Origin of the sequence: Metallosphaera javensis (ex Sakai et al. 2022) (assembly GCA_021654415.1) — an archaeon.
In the GTDB taxonomy this organism is placed as follows: Archaea; Thermoproteota; Thermoprotei_A; order Sulfolobales; family Sulfolobaceae; genus Metallosphaera; species Metallosphaera javensis.
Genome location: AP024487.1, coordinates 1,623,305 through 1,647,542 on the forward strand (window position 1 = coordinate 1,623,305; position 24,238 = coordinate 1,647,542).

Here is a 24,238-nt window from a genome sequence, read left to right on the forward strand (position 1 = left end):
CAAAACCACCACAGGGAACTCCACAGGATAAATAGGACTTCCCCATAATTCACTCATGTCCTACCGGATTTTCGACGACGTATTCGTGACGGGAACTCTGGTGTGGTACGTTCACGTGTGCAGGAGGGAGACCTGGCTCATGTCCAGATCCATTACACCCTATCATCAGCATCCACGCCTGGAGCTGGGCAGGGCCATTGACAGCCTGCACTCCGACCGTGTGCCCATCACCCTGGAGGGAATGAAGATTGATTCCTTCAGGGTTGAGGATCAGACCGTGATTGAGGTGAAGACATCTTCCCGTCACCTGGAATCGGCCATGGCCCAGCTCAACTATTACCTGTACCGGCTCAGGGAGGTGGGTGTGAATGCGAGGGGTCAGGTTTACATCCCCCGGAAGGGTCAGAGGATTCAGGTCACCCTGGACGAGGAGAGGGCCAGGAGGGACATTGAGGCAGTCAAGGAAGTGGTCATGGGTGAGCTTCCGCCCCCCAGGAGGATAAGGTACTGCAGGAAGTGTGCATACAGAGACTTCTGCTGGCCCCTGGAGTAGTACCGGAGCAGAGAAGGGTGAGGGAGTGGGCCTGGCAGAACTGAGCGTAGTGTCACCCACTCTCCGGCGTGGTTCCAGTCTGGCCCTCCATGAGTTTTTACCCGTGGCCCTACTCGTGGTAACCCGTGTTTGCAAATGTTTTGATGATCTGAAATTACGCCATACCATGATTAATCTAGGCCATAGTCGAGAGTCCTCGTCGGGTCGAGATCTGCTGAAGCCGGGCCCATTCACGTGACAGTGCGATCCCGGGTTGAACCTTGTCCCATTCATGTCAGGTTACCCAGCGATTTCGATTAATTTTTATCCCCTGGTGGCACCACCCGGATAACACAGGGTAAATGCCTGCAAAACCAATGCCTGCACCGAGCCCGTGAGGGGAAACTGGTCCAAACCCTCTCTCGCCGACCCTCAATCTCGGTGTGACATAATGTAGCGTTAGTACTTTGTGTAAGTTTTTACCCAGTGCTCTTTGAACGGCGCCCATGCCAGAGGATAAAAATTAATCAAAACTACTAGTGTGGATTTTCTGAAAGCTAGCGAAAACCAGCATTATCCAGTAACATCACGGCCAAGCCCATCTCGACGTGATTCATTCGAGCGCTCCACACACCACCTAACGTGATATACCCAAACCGAACCAGTCTCCCCAACCTCAAGAGTAACAATCAGATCCAGACCCCTGCGCCATCACCAGAGGGCCTGTTCCTCATCCCTGGGAACGTAACCCGTGAATCTATCATACCTTGCCTGATCCTCAAGGATGTACCACTCCAGGTCCCTGTCCTGCAACAGTCCAGGTTCCTCCCACACCCTCACCACGAAATCCATCGCCCTGCTCAGGAGTAACCTCATCCTCCACCTGGGCTCCCTGTTCCTCTTGGCCCTCCTGAGCTCCTCCAGAACCTGACTCGCCTCCTCGCCCAGCTTCACGAAGACCGGGTACTTGGGTTCTTCCTCAATGAGGCTCACCTTCAGTTCGTCATAGCTCAGCTTCATCACCCTCTCCCTATTCTCCTTGTACTCTGGCACCCCGTCCGGATGATATCTCCTGTTCACCAGGTCATAATACCTGGAGAGGTAGGGGAGAAGTTTCGCCTCAGACACTGGATTACCCTCAGAGATCAGTTCCTGAACCACCTCCCCTGTCACCTGGTAGGCTATCCTCCCGTAAATTCTCTGGAAGTCCGACCTGCCGTCCCTCACCACCTCAGGGACTAGGACCCTTCCCTTCCCCTGCCTCCAGTTCCTGTTGCATCTGCCCGATGCCTGAACCACGCTGTCCAGCGGTGCGAAGTCCCTTATCACCACGTCGAAGTCGAGGTCAACCCCGGCCTCCACCACCTGTGTGGTCACCAGGATCACCTTCTCCCTGGCCATCACCTTCCTCAGCTCCTGAATCCTTCTCCTCCTGTCCCCGGGAGTAACGTGAGTGGAGAGGTAAAACTTCCTCTTCTCCCCCAGCTGGCTGAATACCTCCCTGGCAGAGGCTATGGTGTTGACCTCAACCATCACCGATTTCCCCTCCCGGAACAGCTCCTCGGCCATCCTCGCCAGGTCCTTTGGTGAGGACTTCCCGAGCCTGAACTCAACCTCATACCTGTCCGGCGTGGCGTCAAGGGAGACCACTGGCTCCAGGGCCATGATCTGGTTAACCGTGGCGGACATCAGGATCACATTAACGTCAAGGTAGTCAACCAGGGACTGCAGGGCCTCCCTCAGGAGGAACTGGTACTCCACCGGTATGGCCTGAACCTCATCCAGGATGAGTGTGGAACCGGCGAGGCTGTGCAACCTCCTCAGGGACCTGTTGTTGGGGGACAGGATTGAGGCCACCAGGGCCTCAAAGGTTGTGACCACAACGGGGTAATCCCAGGACTCAGCGATCATGAGCCTTTCCTCTGCACTAACGTCCTCGTCGTCCTGTCCCCTGGGATCAACTCCCGGATAGAGGTGGTAGAACTTGAGGGGGCTCGTTCCCGGGAGAGCCCTGGACAGCACATCGTGAACCTGCTCCACAATGCTTATGTAGGGGAGGGCGTAAACCAGCCTTGACCTCCCAGTCTTGAGGGCAGCCAGCACGCCGGAGAGAGTCTTCCCGGAGCCTGTGGGCGCCACCAGGGTGAGGGTCTTCCCCATGGACAGGGACGAGACCAGTTGATTGAGCCTCTGCCTGAGCTCCGCCATGCTTCCCTTCCCCTGAAGGGATGAGATGAAGTTCTGGAGGGCTGAAAGGGACGGAGTGTTTGACTGCTGGAATGGGGTATCGCTGGCGCTGTGCTTGTCCGAGTCTATGAGGGAGGAGAACAGGAGCAATCCCTTAAAGTACCATTCCCAGGTATTCCTTGGAGCATCCCTCACGGTCATGAGGTCATGCATGTATTCTCTCAGGACATCTACAAGGTCCAGATCCAGGAAATCACCAACGTACTCGTGATACCTTATGTCCGACATGTCCCTGAGGATTATATCTCTTCTCCCCTTCAGGTTTTCGTACTGGGGTTTAAGGTAGCCTGGATCGTCCTCCTTGTACATGGCCCAGTTCAGGACGCTCTGCACTCCCTTCAGGTGACCGTGATGGGACCTCACCGCCAGGGATACTAGGACGGGAAGCTCCCTGGAGGACCCAGAAAGCACTCTCCTGGCCACATGATATGCGATGAGGGACGAAATCTCGGCGTGAGTGGACCTGGGGTCCTTACCGGTCTGCCCGCGGAGATGTTTCTGAAAGTAGGTGGTGTACTTACCCACGTCATGATAGGCTCCCGCAATGTACGCGGGGACGGATAGCTGGGGATGGGTGCGAGAGATGATGACCGACGCAGTGGTACCTACCTCGTTCAGGTGAACCTTGAGAAGTTTGTCGGGATGGGAGCAGAGGTCCTGAGGAGAGCAGTTCATGGGGAAAGATTGGGGAGATGATTTAAAAATATGTTAGGGAAGCGTTGTGATATTTTTACTATTGAAAAATCGGCAGTGAAAGGGAGAGCGGAAATGTGTAGAGATGAACATATCTTTTTGAGGGAAAATTACCTCGGCAGTGAAAGGGGAGGGAAGGGAGGGGTTGAATTGCCGAGTCCGGGGGAAGGTTTTTTAGGGAGAAAAGATGTAAGAAATAAGAGCTGTTTGTAGAGATCCTTTGAGGGTTTGAAACTATCTACACACCATCTGAATGAAAAGGAAGAAGCTGGAGTTTGTAGAGATCCTTTGAGGGTTTGAAACCTTAATCTTTTTCTGCACATGTGGGGCTTGAAGATTCTAGGTTTGTAGAGATCCTTTGAGGGTTTGAAACACTCCCCAGTTAATCACGCCCTTTTAAGGAAAAAAGGGTTTGTAGAGATCCTTTGAGGGTTTGAAACCTAAGACAAAGAGCTGTAGCAACAGAAATTCTATCAAAGTTGTTTGTAGAGATCCTTTGAGGGTTTGAAACTTTTCGTAAGTTTCCCAAAAAGAGATTACTCCCGTTGTTTGTAGAGATCCTTTGAGGGTTTGAAACTTAAAAGCCTTTTTTCCATATTTTCTTCGAATAAAAGTTTGTAGAGATCCTTTGAGGGTTTGAAACTAAAGGTCCACTTCTAAATCCCATATTTTCATCAATCACCTGTTTGTAGAGATCCTTTGAGGGTTTGAAACCACATGGTGAGACTGACTAGAGAATACAGACAGATTCTGTTTGTAGAGATCCTTTGAGGGTTTGAAACACATTATCCCAGTAAAAGCAGACACTGAATGGCTCATGAAGTTTGTAGAGATCCTTTGAGGGTTTGAAACTCCTGAATTCAACATATGGAAAGTTTGGACAGCACAAAGAGTTTGTAGAGATCCTTTGAGGGTTTGAAACAGACTATATATAGTCAGGATCAAGTCGACAATCTCTTGAGTTTGTAGAGATCCTTTGAGGGTTTGAAACCCAGAGTGGGGATGAAGGTGACTGTGAAGAAAGCACAGAGTTTGTAGAGATCCTTTGAGGGTTTGAAACTCTCATTAGAAATATCTTTTACAAATTCAGTAATTGAAGTTTGTAGAGATCCTTTGAGGGTTTGAAACTTTACTATGAATTGCCAGGTGGATTCTCCCTGGAAAGGTTTGTAGAGATCCTTTGAGGGTTTGAAACTCACTATTCTACCCCAATCAATGTCTGCCTTTCCTGTTTGTAGAGATCCTTTGAGGGTTTGAAACTATCATCATATTAGCGAAATTGAAAATGATGTCTACGTTTGTAGAGATCCTTTGAGGGTTTGAAACAATCAAAGCCTGAATCACAGTCTGAATCAAAGGTTGAATGTTTGTAGAGATCCTTTGAGGGTTTGAAACCTTACGATCTGAATAAACAGATTGAAAAGAAGAAATAGTTTGTAGAGATCCTTTGAGGGTTTGAAACATGACACTGTTTATGATATTGGCATTAACACTGGCCGTTTGTAGAGATCCTTTGAGGGTTTGAAACGACTGATAGGGAACACTATATTAATCCTCCTACTCATGTTTGTAGAGATCCTTTGAGGGTTTGAAACTCACTTGAGGGGGGTGTAATAGAATTTCCTGTACCGTTTGTAGAGATCCTTTGAGGGTTTGAAACTAGAGGTGGCAGAACAGAGGCCCTCAGAATCACAAGAGTTTGTAGAGATCCTTTGAGGGTTTGAAACCAATTTCAGTAAATTCTTTTTGTCGTAATTTGGGCTTCGTTTGTAGAGATCCTTTGAGGGTTTGAAACCTTGGCACTAGGAAATACATGCCCCATGGCCTCTCCACAGTTTGTAGAGATCCTTTGAGGGTTTGAAACTTCAAGGAACTAATAGAATTACAAAGAGATAATACAAGAGTTTGTAGAGATCCTTTGAGGGTTTGAAACTCTGGATGAGGCGATAACGAATAGAGTACCTCTTCTAATGGTTTGTAGAGATCCTTTGAGGGTTTGAAACAATCCATGGTGCGATAGCGAAGCCGACTCCGAGAGCCATGTTTGTAGAGATCCTTTGAGGGTTTGAAACAGATATGAAATTGAAGGAAAAATCTGGAGGGGGTACCGTTTGTAGAGATCCTTTGAGGGTTTGAAACGATACACAACGGAAGATCTGAGAGAGAAATTACATGGGTTTGTAGAGATCCTTTGAGGGTTTGAAACATGATGCCCCGTTTTCTGTACCCAAACCTCTCCTTCTTGTTTGTAGAGATCCTTTGAGGGTTTGAAACACATAAAGAAGTTGACGGAAGATGAAAAGACGAGATACGGTTTGTAGAGATCCTTTGAGGGTTTGAAACTGGTTACAAAAGATGAGGGAAGAAAGCTTTGAGGTGAGGGTTTGTAGAGATCCTTTGAGGGTTTGAAACAATTATGGGCAAGAGTAGCGTTTTCTTCGAGATAGAAGGTTTGTAGAGATCCTTTGAGGGTTTGAAACACTCCCCGGTTAACTTGGAAAAAAATTCAGTTTCTTGTTTGTAGAGATCCTTTGAGGGTTTGAAACTTGAAAGGGGAAGAAATTGGGGGATAGGAGTTTGGGGAAGTTTGTAGAGATCCTTTGAGGGTTTGAAACTACCCTGTTCAGAAGTGGATTGCGAACTTGGCGGTAATTGTTTGTAGAGATCCTTTGAGGGTTTGAAACCTTTTGCTCTACCTTTTGCGTCTCAACATGCTTATGGTTTGTAGAGATCCTTTGAGGGTTTGAAACTGTTCAGATCCCGAAAAATAGAATAATGCAATATAATGTTTGTAGAGATCCTTTGAGGGTTTGAAACACATCAAGAAGTGTGGCTTTCTGGTAGACCATTGTGGAGTTTGTAGAGATCCTTTGAGGGTTTGAAACCAATTTCCTCTTGTTTCTGTTGGAAAATCTTTTCAAAGGTTTGTAGAGATCCTTTGAGGGTTTGAAACTCTACCTTCTCCCTAGGAATGTTGTAGGCCCTTATGAGTTTGTAGAGATCCTTTGAGGGTTTGAAACAATATGACGATAGCGAAAATATTCTTGCGAACCAGAGTTTGTAGAGATCCTTTGAGGGTTTGAAACCAGCTGACAGAGACAGCTGTCAACGTGCGATACATTATAGTTTGTAGAGATCCTTTGAGGGTTTGAAACTAAAACAGATTTCTCTTGTGTCATAGGAATTGTACCGTTTGTAGAGATCCTTTGAGGGTTTGAAACGCAGCTGCTGGGCCGTCAAGCAATCTCTCAAATATTGTTTGTAGAGATCCTTTGAGGGTTTGAAACTCCAGTTGTACTTGACATCCAGTCTGTCCACAACTGTCGTTTGTAGAGATCCTTTGAGGGTTTGAAACCTAATTTCGAAATCGCAACTTGCGGAGTTAATAGGTCGTGTTTGTAGAGATCCTTTGAGGGTTTGAAACTCTTGCCCCTCCATTTGAACCACCAATTGGGTCACTGTTTGTAGAGATCCTTTGAGGGTTTGAAACAGTGCAACATCCACAACTTCCGGGTAGTTACTGAACTTGTTTGTAGAGATCCTTTGAGGGTTTGAAACTTCTGGTTTATAAGTGGTAACGCTTCTGCGGGATCCTGTTTGTAGAGATCCTTTGAGGGTTTGAAACCAAGAGAAAAGTCAAGATATTTCCAGTAAAAGTTAGAGAGTTTGTAGAGATCCTTTGAGGGTTTGAAACTGCTATAATCCTCTCTTTTCCCTTTTCCTCTTCCTAGTTTGTAGAGATCCTTTGAGGGTTTGAAACATAAATTCATACACTTCATCAAGATCAGTTACCCTCTGTTTGTAGAGATCCTTTGAGGGTTTGAAACAATAGTGGTGTTGTGTATATGTGTGGTAGTGGTATGAGTTTGTAGAGATCCTTTGAGGGTTTGAAACTCGCACAGAACTCCCGTACCCTCTCTGGTCTCCACTAGTTTGTAGAGATCCTTTGAGGGTTTGAAACCCGATGAGCGTGCCTGCTTTCTAGACATCTGGACGGTTTGTAGAGATCCTTTGAGGGTTTGAAACCAGGGTCAGGCAACCCCCTTCCAAACACCTGAGGATTGTTTGTAGAGATCCTTTGAGGGTTTGAAACTATCAAAGGATCTCTCAATCAGGGCTGAGAACCTGAAGTTTGTAGAGATCCTTTGAGGGTTTGAAACATAACAACGCCTTCAAGTATAGCGGAATAATAATATGCGTTTGTAGAGATCCTTTGAGGGTTTGAAACTCATTCAGGGGAAGTTTGTTTGCCTGGGCAAATACAGGTTTGTAGAGATCCTTTGAGGGTTTGAAACCTTCCAAAGATTTTGAATGTGGGTATTCCTTCCCACAGGTTTGTAGAGATCCTTTGAGGGTTTGAAACTCTTAGAGGAGTGCAGAAAATGAGTAAAGGAGAAATGTTTGTAGAGATCCTTTGAGGGTTTGAAACAGATGTACAAGACGTTCAAGATCGTAATTCTTCTTGGAGTTTGTAGAGATCCTTTGAGGGTTTGAAACTTTTGAGGCTGACTCGTTGCCAACTGCCGGTTGCAAGTTTGTAGAGATCCTTTGAGGGTTTGAAACTCCTGTTTCCTCCCTCTTTTTCTCCTTCTCAAAAAAGTTTGTAGAGATCCTTTGAGGGTTTGAAACTCCTGTTTCCACTCTTCGAGTTCGTCACTGGATAGTAGGTGTTTGTAGAGATCCTTTGAGGGTTTGAAACATTTCTCAGGTCAGCAGGCATCGAATACGATGTAGAGAGTTTGTAGAGATCCTTTGAGGGTTTGAAACCTGATAGCGGATCTACAATGAGGTATTCCCCACTTAACGTTTGTAGAGATCCTTTGAGGGTTTGAAACTTGTATCCAGGGCTGTGAGGATCTGAAAATGCCTTCCCTGTTTGTAGAGATCCTTTGAGGGTTTGAAACAGCTCCCTCCCTACAGACAATATGGCCATCAATCCGTCGTTTGTAGAGATCCTTTGAGGGTTTGAAACTTGGCTAATGTTTCTTTACAAAAATAAATCTCAAAAAGTTTGTAGAGATCCTTTGAGGGTTTGAAACAACGAAAGGAACTCGTTATTACGTTCATAGTGTCGTGTTTGGTTTGTAGAGATCCTTTGAGGGTTTGAAACACTGTTCCCCTCACAATCTTGAGGGGCTTATACAACTCGTTTGTAGAGATCCTTTGAGGGTTTGAAACTCTTTAGCGAAAGACTCGAGGCGTGAGGCCAGGACTTCGTTTGTAGAGATCCTTTGAGGGTTTGAAACCTATTGATAGGGACTATAATGCGTCTCTGAACATTTTGGTTTGTAGAGATCCTTTGAGGGTTTGAAACGACTATAGTCTCGAGACTCACTTTTCCTCGACAGTAGCGTTTGTAGAGATCCTTTGAGGGTTTGAAACAAAATCCCTGGGAATCATGAACGTGTTCCTAACCTTCAGTTTGTAGAGATCCTTTGAGGGTTTGAAACTCTTTGACCTGGTTGCAGAGATTATTTTCTCATAAAGTTGTTTGTAGAGATCCTTTGAGGGTTTGAAACTTCCCTAGAAAGTTACGTATTGTTTTCTTTCTTTGGACGGTTTGTAGAGATCCTTTGAGGGTTTGAAACGTAATTCAGATTCATGCATATCTTTTAGGGCTTTGTGTTTGTAGAGATCCTTTGAGGGTTTGAAACTCATCATTTTGTGCTTCTCACTATTCTGTGCCAGTTTCTGTTTGTAGAGATCCTTTGAGGGTTTGAAACTTGTGGAATACTGAGGCTTGATGATCTCACTACATAGTTGTTTGTAGAGATCCTTTGAGGGTTTGAAACTTGCCAGAGCCTGTTCCCTCTTAATCCCTAGTCCCGAGTTTGTAGAGATCCTTTGAGGGTTTGAAACAGACGCCAGGTGGAACTGTGACAGAACCGTACTCGGTGTTTGTAGAGATCCTTTGAGGGTTTGAAACAGAAAAACAAGGCAGAGAAGAGAGAAAAAAGAACAAAGTTTGTAGAGATCCTTTGAGGGTTTGAAACCAATTTCGGCAATAGCGTGGGGGGAGCAATATGGGCCGTTTGTAGAGATCCTTTGAGGGTTTGAAACTGTAATTCAGAAAATCTTGATAAGATAACGTTCTTTTTGTTTGTAGAGATCCTTTGAGGGTTTGAAACATAATGATAACAAGGAGGAAGAAGAAACAGTGACAGAGGGTTTGTAGAGATCCTTTGAGGGTTTGAAACCTTTGTAAAGTCGGTTTACGTAGGAGAGCGAGGGTAGTTTGTAGAGATCCTTTGAGGGTTTGAAACGTGGGTTTTTGCCCCTGGAGTGACAACATGACATCCCCGCGTTTGTAGAGATCCTTTGAGGGTTTGAAACCGTTCTTTGTGTCCTTCTTCAGGTTCAATGAACGCGATGTTTGTAGAGATCCTTTGAGGGTTTGAAACTTTTTCTTCGAAAGAATAGAGATTACTGGGCTGTCGTTTGTAGAGATCCTTTGAGGGTTTGAAACTAAATGTCTGGAATTGCTGAAACATTGTAGAATTGTAGTTTGTAGAGATCCTTTGAGGGTTTGAAACTGCTAGAGAATGTCAGTAACGTCAACCGGTCTAAGGTGTTTGTAGAGATCCTTTGAGGGTTTGAAACTAGAATTGATAAAGTCGGCAGCGTATGTGTATATTGCTGTTTGTAGAGATCCTTTGAGGGTTTGAAACCTACGACCTAAATGGAGGAACAGCACTGGCGAGTGGTGGTTTGTAGAGATCCTTTGAGGGTTTGAAACTGCTAATCTCTTGAATTGAAGCAACTTTCTCGTTCTTGTTTGTGGAGATCCTTTGAGGGTTTGAAACAATGGTGTCTATAGCTTCTAATTCTAATCTCGTTAAAGTTTGTAGAGATCCTTTGAGGGTTTGAAACGCAAACTGGTTTACCCACTCCTCAGTCTGAACGTTAGGTTTGTAGAGATCCTTTGAGGGTTTGAAACCCTGCGAGAGTCGTTACATATTTCGGCTCCGTCCACGAGTTTGTAGAGATCCTTTGAGGGTTTGAAACAATCAACGAATTTCTCATCAGTTTACCTTGAGATGGGTGATGCCAAGAAACTGTTCAGTCTAAGGTAAGTTCCGAAAAGTGCTACTTGGGGTGGAAGGGAGGAGACTCTTCTCCAGGAGGCCAATCACCGTCAGGGGTGGTACAGTGCTGGAGGCCTCTGTGGCCTTTCCCCTCAACCCGGAGGCCATGAACGTGCAGGAAAGCAGGGTCAGGACACCCTACGGCGAGTTCCTTTTACGTCCCCGCTCCCTGTCGGTCCTGGATGCGCTTACCCCACCCGACGGGAATGTGGTGAGGGTGAGGTTCCTTTCCCCGGTTCTCCTCTCCTCCCTCCTCCAGCTACCTCCTTCGCTCTGGTCAAGGTTCAGGGGGAGGGGCTCCAGCTTCACCGTTCCCTCCCCGGGTCTCATACTTGGCTCCGCCTACAAGGTTTACCAGGGGGCCAGGGGAAGGAGGGAGGAGGATGAGAGGGTTTTCAGGCTGGTGACGCTGGCCAACTCCCTCTCCAGGGTTACGGATTTCAGGATGAGGCCCGTGACGGTGGCTCTGGGCGAGGACCGTGACGGAAGGCTGAGGAAGGTCAGGGGAGTGACGGGATGGATTGAGTTTCATCTTCCTCAGGAACTGAGGGGAACCCTGAAGTACCTGATGGTGGGGTCATACCTGGGTATTGGAAGGAGCAGGGGAATAGGGCTGGGGGAGATCCAGGTGGAGGTGGGAGATGAAAGGACCTCCCGTGAGGCTGAGGGGAGAGGGGACCTGAGCGGGGAGGCAGGCCCTTCCTGATCTGGGTACGCAGGGTTGGGCATGCGTAACATACCTTCACGGTGTCTGCTGGTGTGTGGAGTGTAATCAAACACCTGGGTTTCTGCGTGATGTGAAATTAAAAGACAGCCGAAGACGTCACTTGAGTTTACATACCAGATGTCCATTGATATACTTTTAGGTCAGGGAACCCGGTGAGAAGTCAAGCTGGAGGACGTTACCCAGGCTTTGCTACGACAGGGAGTCAGTCCTTAGAGGGTGGTGTGCGGAGTGTAATCAAACACCTGGGTTTCTGCGATGTGTTGAATTGAAATAAGACCGAAGACGTGTCTCAACAGAGTCTCCCGGAGGCAGAATTCAGGGACTGCTCCTCACTTCGTTCACAAACCCTCCCACAGCGTCTCAAGGGCAGATGGAATTCAGAGGACATTGATGAAACTTGAGGTGGTGATGAGGGAGGCCCGAGACACAGGGTTGCCCTCATCCGCTTCCATGGATCATAGTTCATCCTTGATCTTTTCAGGTGAATAGACAGGATATGGCGCTCCCATCGGGAGACTGAAGCATCGCCTCTGGAGTGAGATGGTCATTTTCCAGACGAGAAATAATTCCTTAGTGCCTTCACTAGTTTTGAAGCGATAATGTAGAAGGTTCTACACTGGACCTGGATCTCCATTCACCCTCGCTTTTGTACCTTGCATGCGGTTCAGCCCACCGCAGGTCTGATGAATTCCGTCAGACAAGATCCTGCAGGTACTCCAGCACCTTGGCGTAGTTTAGCTCCCCCACCAGCGTCCTCACCCTTGTCCTCAACTCTCCCCCTTCAGCCACTGTCTGCCCCATCTCCACCACCTCCTTTCCGTCAAGCAGTATCCTGGCTTTCCCCGTCCTCGCCTGGATCCTCCCGAGACACTGCAGGAACGTTCCCCGGTCACCTTCTCCCACCCTGATCCCCTCCAGTGTCACTGTGTCCACGCCAAACCCCATGGCCTTAGAGCCCAGCTCCCTATCCCCTGTCACGAAGATCACCTTTTCCATCACGTAGCTCTTGATGGATCTTACCTCCTTCAGTATGGAAACGTCACTGCGTTCTCCCCTGCGTTCCCCGGGAACCCTGTGAATTGCGTTGTAGGCGTCGAGCCCGAGGAGGAAGGTGAAGAGGTTGGGGTCCCTTGAGCTGTTCATTGCCCTGCTGGCCAGCTCATCGTAGACAGTCCTGAGGGGAAGAAGTTTCAGGTTCCTTCCCACCCTCGCCAGCTCAGCCAACCTGGTGCCCATCCTTATGTATACGTTTGTGTCAGCCACGATTATCCCCTCCCTGGCCTTACTGGTCACCAGGTCCTCGTTGGAGAACCTCAGGAAGCCGGACCTGAACAGGCAGAGTTCCTCATAATCCTCATACTCACGGGGTAACTTCACGCCCACCTTTCCCTTCAGGGAGAGCACGTTATACAGGGCTGTGAGCGAATCGGCAGTGAGAGAGGAGATGGGCTCTCCACCGGTCACGGGTGGAGGATCCAGCTTCACCACGTCCCCTGTTCTCATGTCCGTGAGCCTGAGGTGATGGAAGGGGAGGTAACCGAACACCCTGTATCCCTCTGACTCCTGGAGGATATACGCATATCTTACCTGGTCCGCCATAACGTAGTTAAAGGCCGTGAGGGCCATGTATTTCCTTCCGGGGGTAATGTCCAGTACGTTCACGCTCTCCTCCCTCATCCTGCTCCTCCATGAGGTTATGTCGTTCCCCACCACCACCTCACGAATCTGGGGAGATAGGCCCAGGAGGCGAAGCGCGCCCTCCAGTTTGGCCTTCCTCTCCCCCAGACCATTACTGTCCTCCCTGTAAATCCTTATCTCCTCCGGTTTCACACCAGCGAACACCTCAGTCATGATTGCGTTAACTGTGGAGACAGACTTATCGGATCCCAGGGTTGCCAGTATCATGCAGGTAGATGGGAGTGGGAATTTAAAAGGTGAGAGGCCGTTTTCCATGTCCTGTCGTCTACTGGACGATCTAGGTAGGGAGTGGACCTGGTAGTTTTGATTAATTTTTATGCTCTGGCATGGGGCACCATTCAGAGAGCGCCGGGGAAAACTTAAACAAAGCACTACCATGTCCCCAGTGACCGAACAGTGCAGGAGTCACTGACTAAAGACTTCCAGGTTTCTGCGAGAATTGAGGGCAGAGGACGTCTCTTGAGATACTCCACACACTGACTCTGGCGCGGAGCAGGGCTCAGTAGGCATACATGAGGAGGGATGTCACTATCCTGCTGACTACTCACACCACCTGCGCAGGGAACTCCGCAAGGGTCGCCCAGGTGATCCAGAGTGATCCAGACATCATGTACTGAACCAGAAATTCGTTAAACGTTAACCCATGGTCTCCCCCATTCCTTGAGGATTATCTCGTCGCCGGGTTTTCACGCTCGCATGAGGGTTAGGACCCGGGACATTTCTCGAATAGTGTGTGGAGTATTTGAATGAATCACTTCAGGATAAGGCTTGGATGAGCCATGGTGTCACGTTAAGGCCTGGTTTTCAGAGAACTCTCACATTAAGTTTTCCCACTTGCTCCCTTCTAATTCCCGGGCCACAACCCGCCCCAGACGAGTTAGCTGACCCCCCAGCTTTCCCCTCACTCCAGGAGAATGGTCTTGACGTTCCTGGAGGTCAGGGTGCAGAAGTCCACCCTGCACTCTCCCCTCTCTCCTGCTGAGATGTCCTCATCTCTGAAGTTCTTCATCCTGTTCTGAATCTCGTTGTAATCGCTCTGGGGAATGATGGAGGTGATCACATGGGCTTCCCTCTGTCTCGCAGCCATCACTGCAGCCACGCTCATGGCCTTCCTTCCTCCCGTGAAATCCACGTAGTCCTCAGAGGAAATCCTGGACAGGACCTCCCTTCTAAACTGAATGTAGTCTGACCTGGAGTTAATATCGTTCATGTTCAGGGGTATTCCCACCACCTCCACGTCCCTACCGCCACAGCAGGCGAATATGGCCTTGAGTAGCCTGAACGCCCTTTCCACTGCCGGGTCGGATGTCCTTATCACGTAAACCACCTTAACGTCCACAGGGACGGGATTATCAGCCTCGTAATTCCCCTGCCTCAGGTTCATGAAGGTCTCGAAGACGCCACCCGGGCTTGTCCCGAGCGTGGATACCAGTTTGACCATAACCTGAATTGTGGTGGAAATAAATAAGCTTGACGAGATTGAGCGGTCAGGGACGGGTAAGCCCCGGGACCGGGGATCCGGGAGAGTCCTGGCGAGCGGGGATGGAAGTCCCTCCATCCCGGGTGTCCCTCACATCTTGCTGTGATCTTCAACTGGCCCGCTTTTTTTGTCCGATGGAATCTCCCGGGAAAAGCAGGGAGAGCTACTTGATGGGATTCCCGCCACACCTCCCCAGGCCTGAGGAGCTATCCACGACCCGATTATATCCGGGGGTCAGGTAACCGACTAAACTATCCCAGTTTCTCTGGGTCAGGCTTGATCACGGCGGGGATATCCCAGGGATGAGACCAGGCCATTGCCCGTACATCTTTAGTGTTTACTCCATGCCCTGCGGATCGGGAGCCACAAAGACGCGAATAAAACCACTGACCGCACTGTGCGGTACTGTGATCAAGGACCTCCAGGTTCGTGCGATGTAAAATTGAAAGAGAACCGAAAGCGTCGCTCAGCGGATAAGTGGTGAGCGAATTCAGGGAAAAGACCAGGGGAATATGTAAACTTGGCCCCGTGCCGTGGTCGCTTAATTACGGCGCTCATGGTCCATTCCCCGTTCCAGTAGTAATACGGAATGGTCCATAGCAGGTGATTTCTCGTCTTTTTCTCGGCATCGACACGCCCTCATCATTCCCCCGGAACAGGGTGGGATCCAAGGAGCCAGGCCCCCGTGCTCATCGCCGTTTCTCTCTCGGGATCTCCTCACCATTCAGACGCAAGTCCCTACCTTTCAGGGCCCACACTGGGCGTGACGTGATGTTACCCCGTCCATATCAGGCCTCCTCATCTCAAGCAACCTATATACTCAATATACCCCTATATACACCTATCTATCCTATGTCGATAATTGTTAAATCTTAAAATCATCTAGAAAAAGTTAAATGAATTTAAAAGATGTTTTCAAACCCCTCGATGAAACGAACTTCAATATGTACCACTTCAGAAGCCTGTTAATAGCAAACCCTTGGGATGTTCACAATAAGCTACAACACCACGTTCGTCTCCATAGAGCTGAAACAGCTATCGCACATCTTTCACACCACCGGAATCCTGTTCGTGTTGCTGGGCACCGCGTCCCTGTGGACGGCAATAGCCGGGGCGCTCATCTTCGGCTTCATCTCAAACTTCAAGGGAAGGAAGGCAGTGTACGGTTTCGAGTGCCTCTTTCTGGCCATTGGTTCCATCCTGGGCGCCCTCACCACTAATGCCGTGGAGCTTGTGATAACCCAGATGATATTCGGCATTGGCATAGGTGGAGATTTCGTGCTGTCTCCAATAGTGGTGGGAGAGTTCTCGGAGATCAGGGACAGGGGCAAGCTCCTTGCCTTTTCCGTGGGCGTCACCGGTCCCATAGGAAGCGTGGTCAGCGCCGGAACGATTTTACTGCTGAACGCGCTGAACGTATCCCCCGACCTCAGCTGGAGGATAGTCCTGGCCCTGGGTGCCATCATCCCAGGCTCCGTGATCTACCTGAGGAGGAAGGTTCCGGAATCGCCCAGATACCTGGCGAGGATAAAGGGAGATCTGAAGGAACTTGAAAACGTCATCAAAACCGTGGCAAGGAAGGACGTGAATCTTGACGCAGACGTCAGGGACAGGACGCCGGTCCTCTTCTACATCAGGAAGTATGCGTGGTTCATATTCATTGCCGGGTTCCTGTGGTTCCTGGATCACATGGTCAACCCTGGAGGAGTTTTCGAACTGGCCCTGGTGGCCTACCCGCTGGGAATAAAGGACCTGGCGCTGTTCAGTCTGCTGATAACGCTTCTGGCCTCCATCCCTGGGGGCATAGTGAACCTGCTACTCATTGACAGGTGGGGAAGAAAACCCCTGGAGGCCGTAGGTTTCGTGGGAATGGGAGTTGCCCTCATCCTGTTCTTCGTGCTGAAGGTGACGGTTCTGAAATCTCCGGAGGGCCTTGTTCCCCTGGTGGCAGCCCTGATCCTGGCGGGATATCACTTCTTCCACAATGTGGGACCGGCAAACGTGAGCGCGGCCGGAGTGTTCAACGTCGAGCTAGTTCCCACCAAGATAAGAGGGATAGCTTCGGGGATAACTGTGGCAATAGACAGGACCGGAGCACTGGCGAACTCCGCAATATTTCCGTTCCTGGTGACCAACTTCGGTATAGGTCTTGCCGTGGGAATAGGGGGTTTCCTGGGAATTCTGGCTGCGATGATCACCATGCTCCTGGTGCCGGAAACCAAGGGCAAATCCCTGGAGGAGGCGAGCAGGGAGGAGGAAGTGGCGAGGCTCGCGGGTAACGCTGAGAAGCAGAGGGGTCTGGATTACGAGGAAAAGAAGTGATGAAAGTTTTAGAGAATTTTTTGTGGGTCTCTCTGGTGTGTGGAGTATTTACTTATATCTTGAGATAGATTTGAGTGGGAATTTAAAATACAGAATCATGATCAGGAACCTGCTCATCTCGTCAACCGGACACTTCACGTTGAGAGAAGGAAATAATTCTTGGGTTGTCCAAGTCTGCGGGGAAGTTGTCACGGGCCATGAATGAAGTTTACATCAAGGGGTCAGATACCATGTTGCATGTATACGGTTCCAGATAGGTGGCGGTGAACTGGCCACATCCCAATTTGATCAACAAGGTATAAAAGCATCTCATGTAACCAGAAAATGTGAGATCTTTAAAAATATTTTTCAGTGTTATAATACCGGGTATACCGCGCGCCATTGAGGAGCTGAACGTGGAGATTGGCGACGGAAATGAAGTGAAGATCAGGGCACTTGACGGGATGGGTGCTGAGTACCACGTGAACTCATCTCATGTTGAAGTGGATGGTCAGGTTTATGAATGGATGGCTCCAGATCAGCACGTGACCGTGGCGGGGAGATCACCCCAAATTGTCCAAGCTCCCGTGATGGAGGAGAACGGTATGCAAAGGCCCTGTTACGTTTACCTGGGAAGATCCTCGATCAACGGGAATGTTATTCACCTGGATGAACTGATAATCTCCACCGCTGAGTTGAAGATCCTGAACGTTCGCCACATCTTCAGGGAGTCCAGGACTGCCCTCCTGGAGATAACGGAGTATGAGATCGAGAATAGCCTGAATTTCCCCGTGGAATACGCCTATCTCTCCATGGACAGGGACGTGGAGAGGGTGACGGTGAACGGAAGGAGAGAGGGATTCAGGTGGTTGACACAGGTGCCTGAATTGGATCTGGCTGTGGTCCAGCTGGGGCAAAGAGTTCCCCCGGGGAGAATCTTCTTCGTCAGGACCTTCAAAACCCTGAGGGCGAGCGGGGACACCAGATCTATTTCTATCCCGCTTAAGAAGGGTACCGAACATGAGGTGTTTCTCTACCCGTACGAGGACTTCAGTCTGCTACCACTGGAGATAACGCCGAAGGAGATGATTGAGGAGAGAAGGCCAGACATGCTGCACTTGAAGACAGGGAAAAGACTTGAAAAGGACCTTGACTTGAAAATCAAGTATATAACGCTTTACAATAAGATAGGCTACGTGATTCTGGCCGTGTTCATGTTATCAATAACTTCTTTTGGATTACTAGGAGGCGCCGTAGGTCTAGACTTACCATTGCTGACTCATTACCTGTTTGAGCCCTTATCTAATCACAAGTTAATATTTCCAAATCTTTTTACCTCGTTCTTAATTGGAGGGCCATTCAGGTTTCCATTGCGAATTGAATTCTAGTTCCTTCATTTCTCATTATTCAATGTAGGATTAATTGAGTGGAAACGTCTAGATCGTAAAGAAAACGCTAAATATATGGATATTATTCCATTTCTGCAAAAAATTATCCAAAATGTTGTAGTTATCGGCGATGGCCCAGACGATCTGGAGCAGCCTGTGGGGCGTGTGGTACTTGCCGAACCTCCTCCTCTCCACCAGGGAGTTGAAGGACTCCACCAGGTTGTTGGTGGAGAGGAGGCGCTGAAGTTCTTGGGGAAGGGAGAGGAAGGAGAGGAGACCGCGTTCCACCAGTTCCTTGATCCTGTCAGGTAACTCGGCGAGCAGGCCAGACACGAGGAGGTCGATCTCCTTCCTTTCGTCGCAGTCTAAGCGCCTCTTGACGTGGTTGAGGCAGAGCTGCCTCTTCGCGTCTATTCCCGAGAGCTCAAGCGCGGAGTCCACGGACCTGACCATGTCCGCAACCACGAGCTTGAAGTTGAACTTCCTCCACACCCTTGCAAAAAGCCTCCAGTAACTCCTCGCGTCCTCCTCCTTAGCCAGGAGGAAGTCCAGCACAGCTCTCCTTCCCTCGCGCGTGACGCCCATGGCCACCAGGAGGACTCCCTTCCCCTGAGCTTGACCCACTTCCCGTCAGCTATCACGTACTGGAAGTCTCCCTCAACCTCAAGCTCAGGGGTCCAGAGCCTCGCGTTCATCTTCCCTCCCAGCACTGAGTAGAACGTGAGTTCCTGAGCACAGCTTCCTCCTCCCTCAGCAACTCCCTCTCAACCCCCGTCCTCACCCTCCCCTTCCCGTCGTACATCACGGGCAACCTCACGCTCATCCACCTGAGCCTGTCAATCCTCCTGCTTCATCACCACCGAGAAACCAGTTAGGAACCTGTACCTCGCGTATCCCCTCCTCTTGATCCTCTTCCCCCTCGCGTACCTCGGGCTTACCTCCTCCGCCTCCCTCATCGCTAGCTTCTCCACCTCCTCAACAGGTTTATTTATGAGCCAGTGCTTAGGAAATACGGGGTCGAACACGATGTGTACCAACTCCTCCTGGAGTTGGTACGCGGGTTCGATAGTTAGTTTGCTCATGGTATGACATCGTGTTCCCCTTAAAGTATTACTGAAAAATGATAGATTGATTTTGATCATCCCACGTAGATTAACTAATTACAATTCGCAATGGAAACCTGAATCGCCCTACTGTTGTGAATTTCGTGGGACTTCGGCATGAAATTCGTGGTAGACCAGCTCCTACCCGTCCTCGCATGCGCTCTATCAACGAAGCGTCAGCGCCCTCATGTAATCTGGTGGGAATGTTCATTCCCTGGTGTAAAGGATTTAAGAACCTCACATCCCACAAGCTCTAGATTGCGGGCTACTCCACATTGTCATGTATTTGAGGAGCCTTTGACTAGTGTGTGGAGTATTTGAATGAATTTGAATGAATTACGTCAGGATAAAGCTTGGATGAGCTACGGTGTTACGATAGATAAGGCTCGGTTTTCAGGAAAATCCACGCGTTAGCCTTTAACGCAAAATATTCTACAATCGACCTGGCCCCCCTCATATGGAGCAGAGTTCAGTAATATGAGCAGATATTTTTCTTATGGGGTGAGTGGAGCATCCCGACAAGGCTGGAGTGGTCCTGGTAGGACTATTTAGTTGTCACAGGTAAGATTTAGTTGCGATCCAGAAACCGGATGCGCATAGTCTCGTCAAACCTGCATAAATTCGTTTTACGGCCTCATGACTTCGCGTTGAGCTCCTTAAACCTTAAAATATGCCAACATGATGACACTATACGGATGCGGAATAATATCCTTATTCTTAGAGCCGGAATTATTGATATATTGGATTTTTGTGAATACTCCTTATCTTAATAAAGGAGGTTCTCCTGATAGCTCCTGGATTGAATAATAAAATGATAGGATAAAAATATAATTAAAATATAATTCTTAACTGGACCATGGATAGCACGCAATTTTACACGGGTTGAACTAATCGGCTGGGATCATAAAGATTGGGAAAATCCTCATCCTTCAGGGCGATGTAGCTCACAGTGAAAATCTCCTAACTGCCTAGAAAAATTTTTTAATTAATATTTAAGATTTGGTAAGCGATGGCGTCACTCCGTAGTTTTCTAGTGATAGGAGAATTAATCATGGTTATCTTGTCAGCCCTCTTCATCCTTTCCTCAAATAACAGTGGGGTTGTTTCAGTTAATAACTCTGTCACAAAAATATCCAACATTAATAACTCTAGCTCTAATACTAGGAATGCACAAAATACCGGCACGGGTACAGGCACCACGGAAATAACCACAAACATAAATAAGGTTCTGAACGTAACCCCCATACCAAACGGCACTGAGATAAGGCTAAAAATTGTAAATTTCCAGGATTCCTTCACGCCCTCCCCGTTCCAGGTGGAGATCACGTTGACCAGGAACGAGCTAGGGTCGGTTGTGTTCAATCACGTGGTGGCGGATCCACTCAGCGCACTATTTTATGAGCCCGGTGTTGGGAACCTTTACGCCTGGCTGGAGAACTACACGGGCAACTACATGGTGTGGTGGGTCAAGTTACCACAGGCTATACCCCCCAGCTCGGCCGTCACCATCTACATAAACCTGAGTCGCGTCAATAACTATCCCTTCACGGGAATGTCGCCCGAGGTGGAGAACGCGCTGGGCATTCACGGATACGATAACGGCGGGAAGGTGTTCCTCGCGTATGGATACTTTAATGACACGACAGATGGGTGGAAAGCGTATAATACCAGCGATCAATTTGTCCCGCAACCCTCCCCAGATGGAATAGAGATGCTAAATAATCAGGGAGATCAGGGTACATACATTCTCCCTCCGGTAAACTTCTCGTTAATGCCGGTGGTGATTGAGGAGGCGTGGTACGAGTCCTCTGGAGCAGATGCCAACACCATAAACCTGTTCGGGAACGGGACAGTTATAGGGGCAACAGGACCGGGCGGTACTGACGGGGGAGGTACGCCTGCCACGGGAATTTTCGCCCAGTTCGAGTACTACTCCAACCAGCTCTTCCTGAAGTCGGCCTACACCAATTCCATTCTCAGCCAGACCTCTTTCGTATCCTCGGCCTACACGCTTTACTCATACATGATAGTGAGCCCAAACCAGGTGACAGCAGGTTACTACGAATACTCACCAAACCAGGTATGGGTCCCATTGACCATGCTGGGTAGCCTCCTGTCCTCGGGAAACACTTCCTCCGCGCCAGGCTTTCCACTGAACAGCACGTCAGCTCGATTGGCTGGGCCCAGCCTGATGATCGGGGCGGGTAGCGGGGATTCCACCTCCTATCAGTACGTTGAATGGGTCATAGCCAGGGCTTACCCACCCAACGGTATGATGCCGGTTCTGGAGAACATCTCTATTCAATCCGTGTGAAAATTAGTTGCGATTTTTTGTATGATATTATTTCATTTATAATGTATTCCGATAAAAAATTGAGCGGGACGGAAAGAATTTACAGAAGCTCATAACATGAGCGTGCTCCTGTAAATCCTCCGCTACAATTCCTGAAGGTCTCATTGAAAGGGCTCAACGGGAGGAGACTCGTTCCCTCAACCATTCATGAAGATCGCAGAAGGGGCAGGTAAACCTGGGAAAGATCTCCTAAAGCAGACTCAAGTGCTATCATGTCCTGTTGTAGTAGATGGTGCCTAATGTGGTTGCAGAAGAAAGAATTCTCTATGCACTTCCCTACTAGAAAGATAAGCTTAATAAATGAACGCTTTATAATCATTTGTGACTGGAAATAGAAGTTACAGGGGATTATCTTCAAAAAAGAGCGAGATATTACTGTTCCTTCTAATGTTGATTTTGATAGTTCTGGGCTTACATCTGGGGTCCAAATTACTTCTGGAAGTAAACTTAATAATCGGTGTGATGATCGCTCTTCCCTACGAAACCTATCTTCTTGTCTCCTCAAGGAGACGGCCAATTATGCCTTCTCCTCCTCCTCAGAACGGCTTAGGGAAATTTGATTTAGTTATTAATAATGATTCTAATTCTATTTGTATGATAATGGATATCATTAATGATAAAGGAAAAAAGATGTACAGGATAGTCTGTGATTAAACGAGCTGATGTGAATTTTCCTGGTTTTCTAGGTTCACTTCATGGATGACATTTAGATCGTTTTAGGGCGAGAGTCAACAGAGTACCTAACTGAGAAAAATGAATGAGAAAATATTTGGGTTTTCAGGTTTTGGAGGAATATGGGCAACGTTCAGAGAACACCAGGCAAAAAATACACAAAGTACTAACGCAAAGTCTTGGACATGACTTTACGTGTTTTCTGACTCCCTAAACTAAGGCATTGCTCATGCTTGGAGGATAAAATTAATCAAAACTGATAGTGGCAAAGGAGGGGCGACTCAGGTTTCCATTGCGAATTGAAATAAGTTAATCTACGTGAGAAGATCAAAATCAATCTATCATTTTTCAGTAATACTTTAAGGGGGACACGATGTCATACCATGAGCAAGGTAAAAATTGAACCCGTGTATCAACTTCAGGAGGAGTTGATACACATCATGTTCCCGTGTTCCCTGTATTTCCTAAGCACTGGCTCATGAACCTGTTGAGGAGGTTGAGGAGCTCGCAATGAGGGAGGCGGATGGGGTAAGCCCTAGGTACGAGAGGGGTAAGAAGTTGAAGAGGAGGGGATACGCGAGGTACAGGTTCTTGAAGGTTTCTCGGTGATAATGGAGGGCAGGAGGATTGAGGGGCTCAGGTAGACGTGAGGTTGCCCGTTGTGATGGGAAGGGTAGGGTAAAGACTAAGGTTGAGAGGGAGTTGCCGAGGGAGGAGGAAGATGTGCTCAGGAACTCACGTTCTACTCGGTGCAGGGATGGAAGATGAACGCGAACTGGACCCCTGAGGTTGAGGGAGACTTCCAGTACGTGATAGCTGACGGGAAGTGGGTCAAGCTCAGGGGAGGGAAGGGGGTCCTCCTGGTGACAGGCGTCACGCGCGAGGGTAGGAGGTGCTGGACTTCCTCCTGGCTAAGGAGGAGGACACCAGGAGTTACTGGAGGCTTCTTGCAAGGGTGTGGAGGAAGTTCAACTTCAAGCTCGTGGTTGCGGACATGGTCAGGTCCGTTAGTGCTTTGTGTAAGTTCTTACCCGATGCTCTTTGAATGGTCCTCGTGCCAGAGGATAAAAATTAATGAAAACTACTAGTAGACATGCTTGAGCTCTCGGGTGTAGACGCAGGGCAGCTCTGCCTCAACTACGTCAAGAGGCACCTGAACCGCGACGAAAGGAAGGAGGTCGACCTCCTGCTCTCTGGCTTGCTCCAGTTCCCCGACAGGATCAGGGAACTGGTGGAACGCGGTCTCCTCTCCTTCACCTCCCTCCCTCAAGAACTTCAGCGCCTCCTCTCCACAACCTGGTGGAGTCCTTCAACTCCTGGTGGAGAGGAGAAGATTCAGCAAGTGCCACACACCCCAAAGACTTCAGATGGTCTGGGCTATCGCCGATAACTACAACATTTAGGATAGTTTTTTACAAGAATTAAATAATATCCATGTACTTCTCGTTTTCTTTACGATTGAAACGTCACCACTCAATTAATCTTGCATTGAATAATGAGAAATGAAGGAACTAGAATTCAATTCGCAACGGAAACCCGAATGGTCCTTTCATATCCTACCTTCTACGTATTACCAGTATTATAATTACTATTGCAATAATTACAGCATTTAATAGAGCAATTAGTAAAGTGTACTTTACTGTACTTGAACGGTACACTATATCCAATTGGCCAGATCCATTAATCGTCCCATTGAAGGTATTGGTATACCATTTCTCATTCAAAGTTGTATTGACAATGGGATTAGTGACGCTGTAAGACGAACCTGAGTCTAGCCATATCGCTACAGGTTCTCCGGATAATGTAACTGAGATAGGCGAACCAAAACTAAAACCTGCTAGAACAGGAGGGTTGGGAAAACCTTCTCCCCCAACAATACTGTATGAAAAGTTAACTAAGTATTGATGATAGTAAACTATTTTAATCGACTGTGTACCTGTTACAATTCCAGAGGTCATA

17 protein-coding genes and 1 CRISPR repeat array are annotated in these 24,238 nt (G+C 48.3%); of the genes, 10 read left to right on the plus strand and 7 right to left on the minus strand.

Going from position 1 to position 24,238, the window contains the following annotated elements; genetic code table 11:
* The first annotated feature begins 55 nt into the window (after window positions 1–55).
* Window positions 56–553, plus strand: coding sequence for a CRISPR-associated protein Cas4 (locus QVC96_RS09340; protein WP_287689042.1), 498 nt, complete (start codon window positions 56–58; stop codon window positions 551–553).
* Window positions 554–1,243: 690 nt separating this feature from the next.
* Here QVC96_RS09340 and cas3 read toward each other — a convergent pair.
* Window positions 1,244–3,454, minus strand: a complete 2,211-nt coding sequence (gene cas3, locus QVC96_RS09345; protein WP_287689043.1) for a CRISPR-associated helicase Cas3' — start codon at window positions 3,452–3,454, stop codon at window positions 1,244–1,246.
* A 223-nt stretch (window positions 3,455–3,677) separates the two neighbouring features.
* A CRISPR array of direct repeats spans window positions 3,678–10,477; the repeat unit is 30 nt; unit sequence GTTTGTAGAGATCCTTTGAGGGTTTGAAAC.
* 90 nt (window positions 10,478–10,567) lie between these two features.
* Here cas3 and cas6 point away from each other — a divergent pair.
* Window positions 10,568–11,263 carry a CRISPR system precrRNA processing endoribonuclease RAMP protein Cas6 gene (gene cas6, locus QVC96_RS09350; RefSeq protein ID WP_287689044.1) on the plus strand — a complete coding sequence of 232 codons (696 nt, stop codon included), beginning with the start codon at window positions 10,568–10,570 and terminating at the stop codon, window positions 11,261–11,263.
* 714 nt (window positions 11,264–11,977) lie between these two features.
* Here the strand turns inward: cas6 and QVC96_RS09355 are convergent.
* Window positions 11,978–13,189 (minus strand): hypothetical protein, encoded by a 1,212-nt coding sequence (locus tag QVC96_RS09355; RefSeq protein WP_287689045.1) that lies wholly within the window; start codon window positions 13,187–13,189, stop codon window positions 11,978–11,980.
* A gap of 694 nt (window positions 13,190–13,883) precedes the next feature.
* Window positions 13,884–14,423 carry a CRISPR-associated ring nuclease Crn1 gene (crn1, locus tag QVC96_RS09360; RefSeq protein ID WP_287689046.1) on the minus strand — a complete coding sequence of 180 codons (540 nt, stop codon included), beginning with the start codon at window positions 14,421–14,423 and terminating at the stop codon, window positions 13,884–13,886.
* A gap of 13 nt (window positions 14,424–14,436) precedes the next feature.
* Between crn1 and QVC96_RS09365 the strand changes: the two genes are divergently transcribed.
* From QVC96_RS09365 to QVC96_RS09375, 3 genes are all read left to right on the plus strand, one after another.
* Entirely contained in the window at window positions 14,437–14,568 is a 132-nt protein-coding gene (locus tag QVC96_RS09365) for a hypothetical protein (protein ID WP_287689047.1), read from the plus strand.
* Window positions 14,569–15,446: 878 nt separating this feature from the next.
* Window positions 15,447–16,784 (plus strand): MFS transporter, encoded by a 1,338-nt coding sequence (locus tag QVC96_RS09370; RefSeq protein WP_287689048.1) that lies wholly within the window; start codon window positions 15,447–15,449, stop codon window positions 16,782–16,784.
* A 326-nt stretch (window positions 16,785–17,110) separates the two neighbouring features.
* Complete coding sequence (locus QVC96_RS09375) at window positions 17,111–18,151, plus strand: hypothetical protein (RefSeq protein ID WP_287689049.1); 1,041 nt, start codon at window positions 17,111–17,113, stop codon at window positions 18,149–18,151.
* A gap of 48 nt (window positions 18,152–18,199) precedes the next feature.
* Here the strand turns inward: QVC96_RS09375 and QVC96_RS13930 are convergent, their stop codons facing one another.
* From QVC96_RS13930 to QVC96_RS13940, 3 genes are all read right to left on the minus strand, one after another.
* Window positions 18,200–18,775: a transposase gene (locus QVC96_RS13930; protein ID WP_425597947.1), complete on the minus strand. Its 576-nt coding sequence runs from the start codon at window positions 18,773–18,775 to the stop codon at window positions 18,200–18,202.
* Between the two features lie 67 nt (window positions 18,776–18,842).
* Window positions 18,843–18,974, minus strand: a complete 132-nt coding sequence (locus QVC96_RS13935; protein WP_425597948.1) for a hypothetical protein — start codon at window positions 18,972–18,974, stop codon at window positions 18,843–18,845.
* Between the two features lie 13 nt (window positions 18,975–18,987).
* The gene (locus QVC96_RS13940) at window positions 18,988–19,233 is read right to left on the minus strand and encodes a hypothetical protein (RefSeq protein ID WP_425597949.1); all 246 of its coding nucleotides are present in this window, start codon (window positions 19,231–19,233) and stop codon (window positions 18,988–18,990) included.
* A 1,030-nt stretch (window positions 19,234–20,263) separates the two neighbouring features.
* Here QVC96_RS13940 and QVC96_RS09385 point away from each other — a divergent pair.
* The 5 genes from QVC96_RS09385 (at window position 20,264) to QVC96_RS09405 (ending at window position 23,669) form a co-directional block, all read left to right on the plus strand.
* Window positions 20,264–21,568, plus strand: coding sequence for a hypothetical protein (locus QVC96_RS09385; protein WP_287689050.1), 1,305 nt, complete (start codon window positions 20,264–20,266; stop codon window positions 21,566–21,568).
* 360 nt (window positions 21,569–21,928) lie between these two features.
* Window positions 21,929–22,261, plus strand: coding sequence for a hypothetical protein (locus tag QVC96_RS09390; RefSeq protein ID WP_287689051.1), 333 nt, complete (start codon window positions 21,929–21,931; stop codon window positions 22,259–22,261).
* A 645-nt stretch (window positions 22,262–22,906) separates the two neighbouring features.
* A complete protein-coding gene (locus tag QVC96_RS09395; protein WP_287689052.1) occupies window positions 22,907–23,047 on the plus strand; it encodes a hypothetical protein in 141 nt (46 codons plus the stop codon).
* Window positions 23,044–23,367 (plus strand): hypothetical protein, encoded by a 324-nt coding sequence (locus QVC96_RS09400; protein WP_287689053.1) that lies wholly within the window; start codon window positions 23,044–23,046, stop codon window positions 23,365–23,367. The genes QVC96_RS09395 and QVC96_RS09400 overlap by 4 nt, the downstream gene beginning before the upstream one ends.
* Window positions 23,368–23,372: 5 nt before the next feature.
* On the plus strand, window positions 23,373–23,669 hold the full coding sequence (locus tag QVC96_RS09405; RefSeq protein ID WP_287689054.1) for a hypothetical protein: 297 nt from the start codon (window positions 23,373–23,375) through the stop codon (window positions 23,667–23,669).
* Between the two features lie 166 nt (window positions 23,670–23,835).
* On the opposite strand, the gene QVC96_RS09410 is transcribed toward QVC96_RS09405, so the two are convergent.
* Entirely contained in the window at window positions 23,836–24,237 is a 402-nt protein-coding gene (locus QVC96_RS09410; protein WP_287689055.1) for a hypothetical protein, read from the minus strand.
* Window position 24,238 lies beyond the last annotated feature (1 nt).